Annotated in this window: 12 protein-coding genes and 1 riboswitch; of the genes, 5 read left to right on the top strand and 7 right to left on the bottom strand. The window is 68.3% G+C overall.

The features are described from left to right. Positions 1 to 64 precede the first annotated feature (64 nt). From I6J77_RS03480 to I6J77_RS17745, 3 genes are all read right to left on the bottom strand, one after another. On the bottom strand, positions 65 to 1,318 hold the full coding sequence (locus I6J77_RS03480; protein ID WP_204110581.1) for an efflux RND transporter periplasmic adaptor subunit: 1,254 nt from the start codon (positions 1,316 to 1,318) through the stop codon (positions 65 to 67). Positions 1,319 to 1,495: 177 nt separating this feature from the next. After that, positions 1,496 to 3,127 (bottom strand): HEAT repeat domain-containing protein, encoded by a 1,632-nt coding sequence (locus I6J77_RS03475; protein WP_204110580.1) that lies wholly within the window; start codon positions 3,125 to 3,127, stop codon positions 1,496 to 1,498. Positions 3,128 to 3,227: 100 nt separating this feature from the next. Further along, positions 3,228 to 6,098, bottom strand: a complete 2,871-nt coding sequence (locus I6J77_RS17745; protein WP_239309180.1) for a phosphoenolpyruvate carboxylase — start codon at positions 6,096 to 6,098, stop codon at positions 3,228 to 3,230. Positions 6,099 to 6,209: 111 nt separating this feature from the next. Further along, a riboswitch (S-adenosyl-L-homocysteine riboswitch) is annotated at positions 6,210 to 6,342 on the top strand. 80 nt (positions 6,343 to 6,422) lie between these two features. Here I6J77_RS17745 and ahcY point away from each other — a divergent pair. After that, a complete protein-coding gene (ahcY, locus tag I6J77_RS03460) occupies positions 6,423 to 7,862 on the top strand; it encodes an adenosylhomocysteinase (protein WP_204110579.1) in 1,440 nt (479 codons plus the stop codon). Between the two features lie 93 nt (positions 7,863 to 7,955). On the opposite strand, the gene I6J77_RS03455 is transcribed toward ahcY, so the two are convergent. Continuing rightward, positions 7,956 to 8,720, bottom strand: coding sequence for a sterol desaturase family protein (locus tag I6J77_RS03455; protein WP_204110578.1), 765 nt, complete (start codon positions 8,718 to 8,720; stop codon positions 7,956 to 7,958). Between the two features lie 95 nt (positions 8,721 to 8,815). Between I6J77_RS03455 and I6J77_RS03450 the strand changes: the two genes are divergently transcribed. The 4 genes from I6J77_RS03450 to I6J77_RS03435 all read left to right on the top strand — a co-directional run bounded on the left by I6J77_RS03450 (position 8,816) and on the right by I6J77_RS03435 (position 12,380). After that, positions 8,816 to 9,847: a GlxA family transcriptional regulator gene (locus I6J77_RS03450; RefSeq protein WP_204110577.1), complete on the top strand. Its 1,032-nt coding sequence runs from the start codon at positions 8,816 to 8,818 to the stop codon at positions 9,845 to 9,847. Between the two features lie 86 nt (positions 9,848 to 9,933). Then, on the top strand, positions 9,934 to 10,758 hold the full coding sequence (gene metF / locus I6J77_RS03445; RefSeq protein WP_204110576.1) for a methylenetetrahydrofolate reductase [NAD(P)H]: 825 nt from the start codon (positions 9,934 to 9,936) through the stop codon (positions 10,756 to 10,758). Between the two features lie 26 nt (positions 10,759 to 10,784). After that, positions 10,785 to 11,366: a DUF4124 domain-containing protein gene (locus tag I6J77_RS03440; protein ID WP_204110575.1), complete on the top strand. Its 582-nt coding sequence runs from the start codon at positions 10,785 to 10,787 to the stop codon at positions 11,364 to 11,366. A gap of 96 nt (positions 11,367 to 11,462) precedes the next feature. Further along, complete coding sequence (locus tag I6J77_RS03435) at positions 11,463 to 12,380, top strand: branched-chain amino acid transaminase (protein WP_056763877.1); 918 nt, start codon at positions 11,463 to 11,465, stop codon at positions 12,378 to 12,380. Positions 12,381 to 12,547: 167 nt separating this feature from the next. Here the strand turns inward: I6J77_RS03435 and I6J77_RS03430 are convergent, their stop codons facing one another. From I6J77_RS03430 to rimK, 3 genes are all read right to left on the bottom strand, one after another. Further along, positions 12,548 to 13,840, bottom strand: a complete 1,293-nt coding sequence (locus tag I6J77_RS03430) for a HAMP domain-containing sensor histidine kinase (protein ID WP_056763875.1) — start codon at positions 13,838 to 13,840, stop codon at positions 12,548 to 12,550. Then, positions 13,824 to 14,510: a response regulator transcription factor gene (locus I6J77_RS03425; protein ID WP_007809337.1), complete on the bottom strand. Its 687-nt coding sequence runs from the start codon at positions 14,508 to 14,510 to the stop codon at positions 13,824 to 13,826. The genes I6J77_RS03430 and I6J77_RS03425 overlap by 17 nt, the downstream gene beginning before the upstream one ends. Positions 14,511 to 14,830: 320 nt before the next feature. After that, complete coding sequence (gene rimK, locus I6J77_RS03420) at positions 14,831 to 15,751, bottom strand: 30S ribosomal protein S6--L-glutamate ligase (RefSeq protein WP_204110574.1); 921 nt, start codon at positions 15,749 to 15,751, stop codon at positions 14,831 to 14,833. Positions 15,752 to 15,755: the final 4 nt, after the last annotated feature.

Raw genomic sequence — 15,755 nt, 5'->3', positions numbered from 1 at the left:
GCGGTCGTCCTGTTGAAGAAAAGTCCGGGAAGATGTCGATCATGCTGCCGTGCCGCTGCTCGAATCAGCGCAGGCGCAGCTGGTCATACTTATCCCACTGGCTGGTGTCGGAAAGGATCACGCGATCGCCCGGCCGCAGGCCCTGCATTATCTGCACCCGATCGACCGAGGTGGCGCCCACCCGCACCTTGATGCGGCTGGCGGTGTTGCCGGAGGCGTCGAGGCGGAACAGGCTGGCCTCGCTGTTCGGCTCGACCTGGGCCGGGCGTCCCATCGACAGCACCTGCTTGAGTTCGGCGATGCGGATGCGACCGTCCACGGAAAGATCGGGACGCGCCCCGGCAGGCAGCGCGCCGGACGGCGTCACGTCCACCTGCACACTGCCGTCCACCACCGCCGGATCGATGCGGGTGACGGTGCCGTCGATCATGCCGTTGTAGGTGTTCACCTGGGCGGCCATGCCCAGCGCCACGTCCTTGGCCTGCACCTCGGGCACGCGCAGCCGGGCGATCAGCACGTCGCCGCGCGCCACCCGCGCCAGGTCGGCGCCGGCGGCCACCTGCTGGCCTTCCTGCACCGCGACCTGCTGCAAGGTGCCGGCGATGCCGGCGCGCACCTGCAGCGCGTCGGACTGGCGCTGGCGCAACAGCAGGTTGCTCTGCTGCAGCTGCAGTTCCGCCCGCACCGCCGCCATCTGCGCCGCGATGCCGGCACCGAACGCCTGCACGCGCTGCTGCTCCACGTCGGTGCGGTGCTGCAGCTGCTTCAGCGCGATCAGCTCCTGCTCGTACTGCACCCGCGGAATCAGGTTCTTTTCCATCGCCTTCGCATCGGCCTCGCTGCGCACCTTCGCCGAGGCGTAGTCGGCCTGGGCCTGGGCCAGCGAGGAACGTTCGTCCAGCAGCTGCGACTGCAAGGCGGCCTGCTTCGCGGCCACCTGGGCCTCGGCCGCGGCGACCTGCGCCTGGGCATTGCGCAGGTCACTGTCCACCTGCGGGCTGGACAGCCGCAGCAGCACCGTGTCGGCCTCCACGCGGGTACCCGGCCACACTTCGATCTTGCTCACCTGGGCGCTGGTCTGCGCCGCCAGCCAGTGGATGTCGCGCGGCACCAGGGTGCCCGGCGCGCGCACCTCGCGCAGCATGTCGCCACGCTGCACGGTATCGATCCAGGCCGCGGACCGTTCCACCGTGGGCAGCGCCGGCCCGAGGTTGACGGCGCCGATGACGAGTCCCGCCAGCAGCAACACGCCGCCGGCGATGGCAAGTTGGCGGCGACGACGTTTGCGCTGGGCGGCGAGCGGGTTGGCGATATCCATGAGCCGATCAGAGCAAGGGCCGTGCCACGCAGCCAGATGCCCGTCCCACAAGGAAACGTCCTGCCTGTCGACCATCACGCCCGTTCGAAGACGGACAGTGGCGTCCGGAGTCGTACATCGCGACACGCCATCACGGGGGCGTTCACGGAGGCGGCAACGACGACGCGTCCAAAGTCTTCAGTGCGCGCAATCGACCTGGCTGATCCGCACCGACCGACCTTCGGCATCCGCGGGAACCAGCAGGTACGAACCGACCCAGCCGCTGCTGCGCAGTCCGTCTCCATCGACCGAAAGATCGCGACTGGCCGCGGGCAGGTTCAGCAGGCGGGAGATCGCGACCTTGCCGTCGCCTGTTATCTGGACCCGGTAGACCGCTGCGTATTCCATGCCCATGTGCGACAGGCCGGTGATCACCCACGCCGTGCGATCGGACAGCTTCAGCATGCCGCTGACGTTTCTTTCGAGCAGCAACTTCGGCGGAGCGCCCGCGCGCATCCATGTCAGGTTGCCGCCAAACTCCCCGCGATCGCTTCCGCCAAGCGTGCCGCCGTGAAGATCCACGCTCATTGGCGCTCGCGTCGCCGCAGGCAAAACACAGCTGGCCGCCTCTTTGGCGAGCGGATTGTTCCAGAGCAGGTTGGCGAACCGGTTATCCGTCCTGTACAGCGAATCCAGCGCCTTGGGGTTACCCGCTTGCAGGGCCGCGACGGCCTCGTCGGCGGCGCGCCGGACAGCGGCAAACCAGTGTGTCTGCGCGACCTGCCGCAGCGCCGGAACGGCCGTCTCGTCGCCCAGCCGGACCTCGGCAAGAATCGTGGCGGCCACGACTTGCCAGTCGCGGTCCTCAAGCAGGGGATGCAGGGCCGAACTTACCGAACGGTTGCCCAACAGGCCGAGCGCCTCCGCAGTCTGCATCCGCCATCGCCAGGACGTGGATTTCAGATAAGGCAGCAGTTGCGGCGCCACCTGTCCGGCATCCTGCCCCATGCCGGCCAAGGCGCCGAAGCAATCGGCTGCCTCGCTTTCGCCGGGCGCATCCACCAGCGGCGGTGGCGCGCCGGGATCCGGCTTGAATGTAGCCTCGGTTCCTGGCGGCGGACAGCTGGCCAGGATTTCCCCCAGCACCGAAGGATCAAGCATGGAGCGCAAGGCGGAATGCGCGGCCTTGTGCAACCGCGGGTCACCGTCACTGGCCAGGGGCCGGATCGCAGCGCCGTGCGAGCGTGCCCGGACGCCGAAGGCGGCAACGAGCCGCAGCGCCTGCTCCCGCTCGTCGGCGGGAAGCGAACGATTCGTCGCTGCGTCGACCAGGGCCCGCAGCATGGGGGTCCGAGAGGGAGCTGCTTCGGGGAACGAGGAGTCAAATGACAGCGCGGCGGCGAGGTTGTCGCGTTCGGTCCCGGGTGCGTGGGCCATCCTGCGCAACACCTGCGGCAAGGCCCGGGGCATCATTTCGCCCAGCACGAAACCGGCCTGGTTCATCCCGCCTTCGCGCTCGACGATCGGGATGACCACGGCCGCTGCCTGTTCGACCGGAAACTTCGCCAGCGCGCGCACAATCCAGCCGCCACCGTGTTCCCGCGAGATCGCCTGCTTCAGCGCGGGCAGGTCGGATGGCGACCACGCCGGCCAGCCCGCCAGCAGGCAACCGGCGATGTCGCGCTCGGCCGGGTTCGAGGCATTGGCCACGGCCAGCAATCGCTGCTTGGCTTCTTCACCGTAGACTTCGAACCGTTCGCGCAAGGCATCGCACGACGGGTACCACTTGCCAGGCGTCAAGGTTGACGCGGCGACGTGAACCTCTTGCATGCAGCGATCCAGGCTGGCGCACGGCGTTGCGACCACCGGCGCCGCCTGCAGAAGTCCCAACCAAAAAAGCCATCCTTGCATGGTGCCCCCATGGAATGTATCAGCCGGTGTTCTGCAAACCCTGCGAGACGCCGTTGACGCAGGCGACCAGGGCCTGCAGCACGGCATCGTCGGCACGATCGCCGGCGCGCCAGCGCTGCAGCAGGTCGACCTGCTGCAGGCTCATCGGATCGACGTAGGGATTGCGCAGGCGGATCGAGGCGGCCAGGCGCGGGTCGCCCTGCAGCAGGGCGTCGCTGCGCTTGAGTCGCAGCAGCCAGTGGCGGGTGCGGGCGAACTCGTCGCGGATCAGGCCGAAGAATTCGTCGTGCAAGGGACCGGACAGTTTCGAGAACGCCTCGGCGATGTCGAGGTCGCACTTGGCCAGCACCATCTCCACGTCGTCGAGCAGGTTGGCGAAGAACGGCCAGTCGCGCGCCATCTCGGCCAGCGCGTCCTCGCCGAATTCGCCGGCGCCCTGCTCCAGCGCGCTGCCCAGGCCGTACCAGCCGGGCAGGATCGAGCGGCACTGGGTCCAGGCGAACACCCACGGGATCGCGCGCAGGTCCTGCACGCCGCGCATGCTGCGGCGACTGGCCGGGCGCGAGCCCAGGGTCATCTGCTCGATCACGTCGACCGGGGTGGCGCTGCGGAAATAGTCGACGAAGCCAGCGCGCTCGACGAAGGCGCGGTAGGTCTTGCGGCTGGCCGCGGACAAGGCGTCCATCTGCTCGCGCCAGCGCTGTTCGCGCGGCTCGCTTTCGCGTGGACGCAGGCTGGCGCGCAGCACCGCGCCGACCGTCTGTTCGAGGTTGCGCAGCGCCAGCGCGCGGATGCCGTACTTGCGATGGATCACCTCGCCCTGCTCGGTCACCCGCAGCACGCCGGCCACCGCGCCCCGCGGCGAGGACATCAGCGCCGGCGTGATGCGTGCGCCGCCGCGGCTGGCCGAGCCGCCGCGACCGTGGAAGAAAGCCAGCTGGATGCCCGCTTCGTTCGCCACCTCCAGCAATTCCACCTGGGCGCGTTGCAGGCCCCAGCGCGAGGCCAGCGTGCCGCCATCCTTGCCGCTGTCGGAATAGCCCAGCATCACCCACTGCTGGTCGCCCCGCGCGGCGAGGTGGCGACGATAGACCGGATCGCCGAGCAGGGCGCGCAGCGTGGCCGGCGCGTTCTTCAGGTCGTCGACGGTCTCGAACAGCGGAGCGATGTTGAGCGGCACATCATGCAACGCATGATGACCTGCTCCCTTCTCCCCCTTGGGGAGAAGGTGGCCCGCAGGGCCGGATGAGGGGCGGGTGCTCGCGGTGGCATCGATCGAAGTCTGCTCCTCCGCAGAAAGTCTGTCGCCAGCGTGTCCCCTCACCCCAGCCCTCTCCCCGGAGGGGAGAGGGGGAAGATCCACCAGCCCGCCCCGCCGCGCCAGCGCCAGCACCGCCAGCACGTCGGCGGCGCTGCGGGCCATGCTGATGATGTACAGGCCGGTGGCGTCGACGCCGTGGCTTTGCCGGCTGTCGCGCAAGGTGGTGAACACGGCTTGCAGCGATGTGGCGCTGTCATCGTCGCTGTCGGGAAACCTCGCCTCGCCGCTGGCGTACGGACGCAGGCGCTCGGCGCGTTCGGCGCCATCGCGGCCGGCCCAGTCCGCATCGCCCAGCAGCGCCGCCAGGGCGTCATCGTGCACGCGCGAGTCCTGCCGCACGTCGAGTCGGGCCAGGTGGAAACCGAAGCTGCGCACGCGGCACAGCAGGCGCTCGACCGAGTAGGCGCCGGCATGGACGCCGTGATGCTGCAGCAGGCTGTCGGCGATCAGCTGCAGGTCGTCGAGCAATTCCTGGCTGGACACATAGCCGTCCGTTTGCTGGTCCTGGGTCAACGCCAGTCGCGCGCCGATCAGCTGCAGCAGGCAGCGGTAGGGCATGTCGGCGTGGCGCGGACGGATCTGCGCCGCGGCATCGGGAAAACGCGCCCGGTAATCCGCCACGCGCGCCAGCAATGCCCCGGTGACCTCGACGCGGCCCTCGGTCTGGCTGAGCGCCCGCGCCAGCGCGGCCACGTCTTCGCGATAGCGCTCGATGACCATCGCGCGCTGCGAGTCGAGGCAGTCGGCGATGGTGTCGGCGCCCACGTTGGGATTGCCGTCCATGTCGCCGCCGACCCAGCTGGCGAAGCGCAGCAGCCGCGGCAACCTGATCGCCAGGCCGTAGGTTTCCTGCAGCGCCTGGGCCAGCGATTCGTACAGCGCCGGCACGATCCGGTACAGCGGGTTGGTCAGGTAGAAGTCCACGTGCTCGCGCTCGTCCTGCACGCTGGGCCGCACCGGCGAGGCCTCGGCGGTCTGCCAGCCGGCGGACAGCGCCATGTAGATGCGCTGGTCGTCCTCGCGGCATTCCTGCGGCGTGCGCTGGGGATCGAAGCCATCGATCAGCGAGGCCACGATCGCCTGCTCCTTTTCCAGCAGCGAGCGGCGCACGGCCTCGGTGGGATGCGCGGTGAACACCGGCTCGATCCACAGGCGGTCGAGCCAGCCGACCAGCTCGTCGGCGCCGACGCCTTCGGCCTTCAGCCGACCCAGCACGGCCAGCAGCGATTCGGGCTGCGGCGCGCTGCCCTCGCGCTGGTAGTCGCGGCGGCGACGGATGCGATGCACCCGCTCGGCGGTGTTGACGGCCTGGAAATAGGTGGCGAACGCGCGCGCCAGCGCCTCGGCCTGGGCGGCGTCCTGGCCAGCCAGCGAGTCGGCCAGCTCGTCCACCGAGGCACCTTCGCGGCGGCGATGGATGGCCGCGATGCGCACCTGCTCGACCCGCTGGAAGAAAGTGTCGCCGCCCTGCTCGGCCAGCATCCGGCCGACCATCGCGCCGAGCCGGCTGACGTCCTCGCGCAGCGGGCCGTCCGGCGGCAGGAATTCGGGTTCGCGACTCTGTTCCACGCGGTGGCTCCCTGGCTGGTCAAGCCTCCAGCCTAACCAATCCTGATCCGGGAGACACCCGACGATGCGGCATAAGCTCATGTCTGCCGCTACAATGCCTCCTTTGCACTGCCCGCCGAGGGGCGCTGCGACCGTTGGTAGTGAAGGCGGATCCATCCGCAAGACCCCGCACATCCCTGGTGCGGACTCTTCACGACAACGGCCAGGCTCGGCGCGGCACGTTCCACAACGGCGCCCGGTTGCTTTACGCGAGTCCCTTCGCGAAGAAAGACGGCCATCCATGGCCGGACTCTTCACAGAAGCTCGCACTAACCGGAGATATCCATGAACGCCGCACTGAAAGAAAACACCCACGACTACAAGATCCGCGACATCTCGCTCGCCGATTTCGGCCGCAAGGAGCTGGACATCGCCGAGCACGAGATGCCCGGCCTGATGTCGATCCGCCGCAAGCACGCCACCGCCCAGCCGCTGAAGGGCGTGCGCGTGACCGGCTCGCTGCACATGACGATCCAGACCGCGGTGCTGATCGAGACGCTGAAGGACATCGGCGCCGACGTGCGCTGGGCCTCGTGCAACATCTTCTCGACCCAGGACCACGCCGCTGCCGCGATCGCCGCCACCGGCACGCCGGTGTTCGCCTGGAAGGGCGAGACGCTGGAAGAGTATTGGGACTGCACGCTGGACGCGCTGTCCTTCCCCGACGGCAAGGGCGGCTTCCTCGGCCCGCAGCTGGTGGTCGACGACGGCGGCGACGTGACGCTGTTGATCCACAAGGGCTACGAGCTGGAGAACGGTTCGACCTGGGTCGATGAAAAAGCCTCCTCGCACGAGGAGCAGGTCATCAAGAACCTGTTGAAGCGCGTGCACGTCGAGCGCCCGGGCTACTGGCACACCGTGGTCAAGGACTGGAAGGGCGTCTCCGAGGAGACCACTACCGGCGTGCACCGCCTGTACCAGCTGGCCGAGGCGAAGTCGCTGCTGATCCCCGCGATCAACGTCAACGACTCGGTCACCAAGAGCAAGTTCGACAACCTGTACGGCTGCCGCGAGTCGCTGGCCGATGGCCTGAAGCGCGCGATGGACGTGATGCTGGCCGGCAAGGTGGCCGTGGTCTGCGGCTATGGCGACGTGGGCAAGGGTTGCGCGCACAGCCTGCGTGCCTACGGCGCCCGCGTGGTGGTCACCGAGATCGACCCGATCAACGCGCTGCAGGCGGCGATGGAAGGCTTCGAGGTCAACACCGTCGAATCGACCCTGGGCCGCGGCGACATCTACGTCACCACCACCGGCAACAAGGACGTGCTGCGGCTCGATCACCTGAAGGCGATGAAGGACCAGGCCATCGTCTGCAACATCGGCCACTTCGACAACGAGATCCAGGTCGACGCGCTGAACGCGATGGCCGGCGTGACCAAGCTCAACATCAAGCCGCAGGTGGACAAGTACACCTTCTCCGACGGCCGCGCGATCTTCCTGCTGGCCGAAGGCCGGCTGGTCAACCTGGGCTGCGCCACCGGCCACCCCAGCTTCGTGATGTCCAACTCGTTCGCCAACCAGACCCTGGCCCAGATCGACCTGTGGGAGCACCGGGACAGCTACGAGAACAAGGTCTACATCCTGCCCAAGAAGCTGGACGAGGAAGTCGCCCGCCTGCACCTGGAGAAGATCGGCGTGAAGCTGACCACGCTGAGCGACGAGCAGGCGAAGTACCTCGGCGTGCCGGTGGAAGGCCCGTACAAGCCGGATCACTACCGCTACTGATCGACAAGCTGGTCGCAAGACCAGAATGGAACGGGCGCCTTCGGGCGCCCGTTGCATTTTTATCGGCCGCTTGGGCGGGAGGCCCGCCGCCGTTCAGGGCGTGCCCTGCGGACTCCCGGACACGTCGCGGAACCGCAGCATGTCGCCGACACGCAGCGAGGCCCCGTCGTAGAACCCCGTCGCCGGCGCGAACTCGCGCGGGTTGTGGAACGTCCCGAACAGGATGTCGAACAGCGGCACGTCCGCGTAGTTGTCGCAATGATGGCCGCGGGCGTGATGCCACGAATGGCTCTCGGGTCGCTGCACGATATAGCCGAGCCAGCGCGGCGTGCGCACGTTGGTGTGCTGGAAGATCGCCAGCAGCGTGGCGACGAGCAGGGCCGCCGTCGTCGCCGGCGCGGAAAGGCCGACCACGACCGTCAGCGCCAGGCTCGACACGGCCGTCCATCCCACCATGTCGAGTGGATGGAACCAGTACGCGCTGTAGGCGTCGACGCGCTCGGCACTGTGGTGCATCTGATGCAGGACACGCCAGAGGAAGTTCGAGGCGTGCATGGCGCGGTGGTAGACATAGCCGATGAATTCGTAGGCGAGGACGCCGACCAGGCCGCCGGCCGCGACGCCGAGATGATCGAGGTCGAACAGCCGCCACGACGGCAGGTAGGCGCCCCACAACAGCGGCAGGTAGGTGGACAGCGTGAAGAACAGCGCGAAGGCAGCCAGTCCACGCGTGCGCCACACGGGTATCGCCGGCAACGGCCGCGCCGGCGCGAGATGCTCCCACAGCACCAGCGCCGCATAGATCGCGAAAACGGTCAGCGAAATCGGGTCGAGCAGGACGGCGATCGGCGACGGCATGGTGGTTCGGCTCCAGCTTGCGCGGTTGGTCTACGATAGCCCCGGCGACAGATCGCACCCACAGTCATTTCGGCAACGAATCGGACGGATCGGCCATGACCGCAGCCTCCCAGCCCGTGATCGCGATCCTGGCCGTGCCGGAGACATCGGCCTCGGTGCTCTACGGCATGTACGACCTGTTCCGCTCGGCCGGCAGGGACTGGGACATGGCGATCGGCGGCGATGAAGGGCCTGGCGTGGTGCAGCCGGTCGTCGTCGCCACCCGCGGCGGCCCCTTTCCGATCGTCAACGGGGTCAGCGTGACAGCGGAGACGACGATCGAGCGGATCGGCTGTCCGGACGTGGTGGTGATTCCCGACCTGGCGGTCGACCCGCACCGCGCCCTCGAGGACGGCCGCTTCGCGACCGAGATCGCCTGGCTCAGGGACTGCCATGCGCGCGGAGCGGTGCTGGCTTCGGCTTGCTCGGGCGCGCTGCTGTTCGCCGAGGCGGGCCTGCTCGACGGCTACGACGCGACGACCCACTGGGCCTTCGCCGACGCGATCGCGCGGCGACACCCGCGCATCCGCATGCGGCCGGAAAATGCCCTGGTCGTCACCGGCGAAGGCCATCGCCTGGTGATGGCCGGTGGCGGCACGTCCTGGGCCGACCTCGCGCTGTACCTGATCGCGCGGCTGGCCGGCGTGGAGCAGGCGATGCACACCGCGCGCATGAACCTGGTCGAATGGCATGCCGTCGGCCAGCAACCCTACGCGCGGCTCGCGCGGTCGCGCCAGTCGGACGACGCCGTCGTCGCGCGCTGCCAGGTCTGGATCGCCGAGCACTATGAGGAACCGTCGCCGGTCGCCGCGATGGTGCGCCTGAGCGAACTGCCCGAGCGCACGTTCAAGCGCCGCTTCCAGCACGCGACCGGGCTGTCGCCGCTCGAGTACGTGCACACCCTGCGGCTGGAGGAAGCCAAGCAGATGCTCGAAGCCGGCACCGAGCCGGTCGAGGCGATCGCCAACGCGGTCGGCTACGAGGACGCGGGTTTCTTCGGGCGGCTGTTCCGGCGCAAGGTCGGCCTCGCGCCGTTGCAGTACCGGCGCCGTTTCGGGGCGATGCGGCGATCGCTGGCAGGGAGCTGAAGAAAGCCGCCCCTGTCGCTCTATCTATCGCTTCATCGCGAAACAAAGATATATACTCCCCGACACCGCCCACCGGATGCCCAGCGATGCCGTCGATCAGCTTCGAATTCTTTCCGCCCAAGACCGACGAGCAACGCGCGCAGCTGGATCGCGCGGCACAGGTGCTGAAGGCGCACCAGCCGGAATACGCCTCGGTGACGTTCGGCGCCGGCGGCTCCACGCTGAGCTATACCGGCGACACCGTGGCGCGGCTGCACGCGCAGCATGGCCTGCCGGTGGCGCCCCACCTGTCCTGCATGGGCGGCACCAAGGCCGAGATCACCGCACTGCTGGACGGCTATCGCGCGGCCGGCTATCGGCGGCTGGTGGCGCTGCGCGGCGACATGCCCTCGGGCATGGCCACGGCGGGCGACTTCCGTTACGCGGCCGAACTGGTGGCCTTCATCCGCGCGCACTGCGGCGACCACTTCCACATCGAGGTGGCGGCGTATCCGGAAACCCACCCGCAGGCCGACGACGCGCTGCGCGACCTGCAGCATTTCAAGGCCAAGGTCGACGCTGGCGCGAACGGGGCGATCACCCAGTATTTCTTCAACCCCGACGCGTATTTCCGTTTCGTCGACGACGTGCGCAAGCTGGGCGTCGAGGTGCCGATCGTGCCGGGCATCATGCCGATCACCAACTTCAGCCAGCTGCGGCGATTCTCCGAGATGTGCGGCGCGGAGATCCCGCGCTGGATCTCCAAGCGCATGCAGGCCCACGGCGACGACGCCGATGCCGTGCGCGCGCTCGGTGCCGAAGTGGTGGCGCAACTGTGCCGGCGCCTGCTCGACGGCGGCGCGCCCGGCCTGCACTTCTACACGCTGAACCGGGCCCGCGCCACGCAGGCGGTACTGCAGCAACTTTCCTGAGACGCGGTGGCGGGTATGCTGGCGCGATGTATCGCCTGGTCGCCCTGCTCTGCCTGATCGCGCTTGCCCGGGTCGCGCCCGTCGCGGCGCAGACGCCGATCCATCGCTGCATCGGCGCCAATGGCAGTGCGGTCTTCACCGACCAGCCCTGCGCCGCGCTGCAGGCCACCCCGGCCAGTCGTGTCGTCGCGTCGGCACCCGCCGTGGCCGCCACCACCGCGCCGACCCTGTGCGCAGCCAGTCTGGGTGCGTTGCGCCAGGGCGTGATCGATGCCTTCGTCAGCCACGACGCCAACCGGCTGGCGGGCATGATGCTGTGGGACGGCTACGGCCGCGGCGCGGCCATCGCCGACATCCAGTCGTTGACCCGGCTGATGAAACAGCCGTTGCTGGACGTGAAGGCGCCCGACGAGTCCGCCGCGGCGCCGGCAGCGGCGAGCAGCCTCGCCGATCCATTCGCCATGAACGTCGACCCTGCCCCGACAGCGTCGGCACACAATCAGCTGGTGGTGCACACCGCCGACAGCGACGGCAACGGCAACCCGCGCGAACTGCGCTTCGACATCGTCCACCAGGCCGGCTGCCTGTGGCTGCGGAACGCTGATTGAAAGCGGGCCGATCGAAGGCGGGGCGATTGAAAGCGGGCATTGACGCCGGTTCCGCCGGTAGCAGTTATCATGGGCGGTCCCCATTGGAGAATCGACATGGCCCAGCAGTACCCCGAGTGGATCTGGCAGAACGGTGAGATCAAGCCGTGGGCCGAAGCGACCACCCACGTGATGTCCCACGCCCTGCATTACGGTTCGTCGGTGTTCGAAGGCATCCGCAGCTACGCCACCCCCGACGGCGCCGCGATCTTCCGCCTGACCGACCACATCAACCGGCTGTACCAGTCGGCCAAGATCTACGACATGGCGCTGCCGTACACGGCCGACGAACTGGCCGCGGCCTGCCGCGCGGTGATCAAGAAGAACGGCCTGGGCGCGTCCTACCTGCGCCCGGTTGCGTACCGCGGCCTGGGCGGCTTCGGCCTGTCCGCGGAAACCCCGATCGACGTCGCCGTAGCGGCGTGGCCGATGGGCCCGTACCTGGGGCCGGAGGCCCTGGAGAACGGCATCACCGCCTGCGTGTCCAGCTGGCAGCGCTTCGCGCCGAACACCATCCCGGCCGGCGCCAAGGCCGGCGGCAACTACCTTTCCGGCCAGCTGATCGCGCGCGAAGCGCGCCGCCTCGGCTTCGGTGAAGGCATCGCGCTGGCTTCCAGCGGCCTGCTCAGCGAAGGCGCCGGCGAGAACCTGTTCCTGGTCTTCGACGGCGTGCTGCACACCACCCCGGCCAGCGCCTCGATCCTCACCGGCATCACCCGCGACACGCTGAAGACGCTGGCCCGCGAAGACGGCATCGAAGTGGTCGAACGCGACCTGCCGCGCGAATACCTTTACCTCGCCGACGAGATCCTGATGTGCGGCACCGCCGCCGAAGTCACCCCGATCCGCTCGGTCGACGGCAAGCAGATCGGCAACGGCACCGCCGGCCGCGTCACCCGCCGCCTGCAGGAACTGTTCTTCGGCCTGTTCGACGGCCGCACCCATGACAAGTGGGGCTGGCTGGAGCAGGTCTGAGTCAAGAGCGCCCCCCTCCCAACCTCCCCCTGCCCGCAGGGGGAGGAGCAACGCCGCCCAGCTCCCTCCCCTGCACGCAGGGGAGGAGCAACGCCGCCTGACTCCCTCCCCTGCAACGCAGGGGAGGGTTGGGGTGGGGTCGCTTTTGTCTCTCTGGAAACAGGAATTCAGCCGAACCTGATGCAGGCGATCGCCCCGTTGGCATCGCTGCGGGGCCGCATCGACACATTCCAGCCATACAGTTCGCACAGGCGGCGCACGATGGCCAGGCCCAGTCCGGCACCGCTGCCGCCGGCACCTTCGCCGCGCACGCCGCGCTGGAACAGGCGCTCGGCATCTTCGGGCTTGATGCCCGGGCCGGTGTCGATCACTTCGATGCTGCCGTTGCCCACCACCACCTGCACGCTGCCTTCGAGCGTGTACTTGATCGCGTTGCCGATCAGGTTGGTCAGCGCCACCGACAGCACGGAGGCCGGGGCATTCACGCTGACCTGCTGTTCGGTCCGCAGCTCGACGGTGAGCGGCTTGCCGCGCACCTGGGGACGCTGGCTCTCGATCACGTCGGCGGCGACCTTGCCGACCTCGGTGGTTTCGCCCCGGGTCGGACCACGCCGCTCGGCGCGTGACAGCAGCAGCAAGGCCTCGATCAGCTCGGTGGCCTGGCGCGAGGCGCGCTCGATCCGCTTCAGTCGCTCGCTCAGCTTTTCGGTGAGATCAGGCGAGCCCTGCAGCAATTCGGTGGTACTGGCGATCACCGCCAGCGGCGTGCGCAGTTCGTGGCTGACGTCGGAATTGAATTCGCGGTCGCGCTCGACCATCGCCGTGAGCCGCGCCGAATACTCGTCCAGCGCATGCGCCAGCTCGCCGACCTCGTCGTCGGCGAAATGCGGCGCCAGCGGCTCGGCCTTGCCGACTTTGCGAAAGTCGCGCAGGCGATTGGCCAGTTCGGTAACCGGCTTCAACACCTTGCGCGAGAGCCACAAGCCCAGCACCAGTGAAAGCAGGCCGAACAGGAATACCGCGCCGATCACGCTGATCAGCAGCTGCTGCTTGCCCAGCTCCTCGCGCGTGACGTCGTAGCGGACGAAGCTGATGATGTGGTTCTCGCGATACACCGCCAGCTTGTAGTGCCGCTGGTTGCCATCCTCGCCCTGCTCGATGATGTCGTGCACGCCATTGGTGTCGGCCAGGTTCTGCCAGGCCAGCGGCGCCTTGTACAAGGTGCGGTCGCTCTTGGTCATGCCCGTGATCAGCTGCGACCCCGGCCCCGGCGCCTCCGGGTGTTCCTGCGCGTAATGGTTCGCGTACTTGGCGTCGTCCAGCAGGCTGGCGTTGACCAGCTGGTCTTCCACCCGCGAACGGATGTTCAACGCGGCGAACGCAAACAACGCGCTGAGGCCGAAGCCGAACAGCGTGAAGGAGACGACCAGCCGAAAACGAAGCTTACGCCTGGACTGCATCCGGCTCGACCATCCGATAGCCAATGCCGTGCCGCGTGTGGATCAGCGGCTTCTCGAAGGGTTTGTCGATCGCGGCGCGCAGACCGTGGATATGCACGCGCAGCGAATCGCTGTCGGGTAGTTCCTCGCCCCACACCTTCTGTTCCAGATCCTGCCGGGTGACCACCGAGGGACTGGCTTCCATCAGCGCCTGCAGCAGCTTCAGGCCGATCGGGTTCAACTGGATCGACTTGCCTTCGCGGTTCACCGTCAGCGTGTCGAGGTTGAAGGTGAGGTCGGCCACTTTCAGCACGCGGCTCTGCGGGCCCTTGCCCCGGCGTGCCAGCACTTCCAGTCGCGCGGCCAGCTCCTGCAGCGCGAACGGCTTGGTCATGTAGTCGTCGGCGCCGGACTCAAAACCGGTCAGCTTCTGCTCCAGCGCGTCGCGCGCGGTCAGCATCAGGATCGGCGTCTGCTTGTGCGCCTCGTGGCGCAACTTGCGGGCGACCTCCAGGCCGTCCATGCCGGGCAGCGTGAGATCCAGCACGATCACGTCGAAATCGTGCACCACGGCCAGGTGCAGGCCGGTCACGCCGTCACCCGCGAAATCGACCACGTTGCCCCGGTCTTCCAGATAATCGCCGATGTTGGTCGCGATATCGCTGTTGTCTTCGATCACCAGTACGCGCATGTGTCACTCCTGCGCAGCCGGCTCACGGGCCGGCTGGGGCTGCCAGCTTAACAATCTTGGATGAACGCAGCGCGGCGGCAGCGAAAGAAACCTGAACGCGCGTTCGCGTGGCACTCGTGCGGGCAAGAAAAAGCCCAGATGCGCGACTCGCCGTCGCCCACCTGGGCCCAAGTTACTGCCCCGATACCATCGTCTGCCGGCGCCGCGCCGTGTGGGTCGCGGTGTCGCAAAAAACAGTGGGAGCTTTATAGGGGGCGACGGGTTATGAGCGAGTTAACACCGCGTCAATTCACATCCTGGCGGGGCACCGACGGCGGCCCTCAGGCCTTCGCGGGGCGCCGGCGGACACGGCTTTCGCCCTGCTTTCCGGCGGCCTGCGTTTCCAGCAAGGCCATGATCGCCGCCGCCACATCCACGCCGGTCGCGGCCTCGATGCCCTCCAGGCCAGGCGATGCGTTGACCTCCAGCAGCAGCGGGCCGCGGTTCGAACGCAGCAGGTCGACGCCGGCCACGCCCAGGCCCAGCGCGCCGGCCGCCGCCACCGCGATGCGCTCCTCGTCGGCGCTCAGCGTGGCCGCCTTCGCGCTGCCGCCGCGGTGCAGGTTGGCGCGGAACTCGCCCGGGCTGGAATCGCGCTGCATCGCCGCGACCACCTGGTTGCCGACCACGAAGCAGCGCAGGTCGCTGCCCTTGGCCTCGGCCACGAACTCCTGCACCAGAAAATTGGCATACAGGCCGCGGAACGCCTCGATCACGCTCTGCGAAGCCGCGCGCTTCTCGGCCAGCACCACGCCGGTGCCCTGGCTGCCCTCGTTCAACTTGATCACGTGCGGCGGATCGCCGAGCAGGGCCAGCACGTCCTCGGTGTCGTCGGGGTTGTCGCCGAACACGGTCACCGGCATGTCGATGCCCTGGGCGGCCAGGATCTGCAGGCAGCGCAGCTTGTCGCGCGCCCGCAGCACCGCGTCGGACGGGTTCGGCGTGTACACGCCCATCATCTCCAGCTGGCGCAGCACGGCGGTGCCGTAGAACGTGCTGGAGGTGCCGATGCGCGGGATCACCGCATCGATGTCGCGCACCTCCTTGCCCTTGAAGCGGATCGACGACGCACCCGGCGCGATGCGCACGTAGCAGCGCAGCGGATCGAACACCCGCACCACGTGCCCGCGCACGCGCGCGGCCTCGACCAGGCGCTTGGTCGAATACAGTCGGGTATTGCGCGACAGGATCGCAATTTTCATGGGC

Origin of the sequence: Rhodanobacter sp. FDAARGOS 1247 (genome assembly GCF_016889805.1) — a bacterium.
In the GTDB taxonomy this organism is placed as follows: Bacteria; Pseudomonadota; Gammaproteobacteria; order Xanthomonadales; family Rhodanobacteraceae; genus Rhodanobacter.
This window is presented reverse-complemented; position numbering and strand designations above follow the sequence as displayed.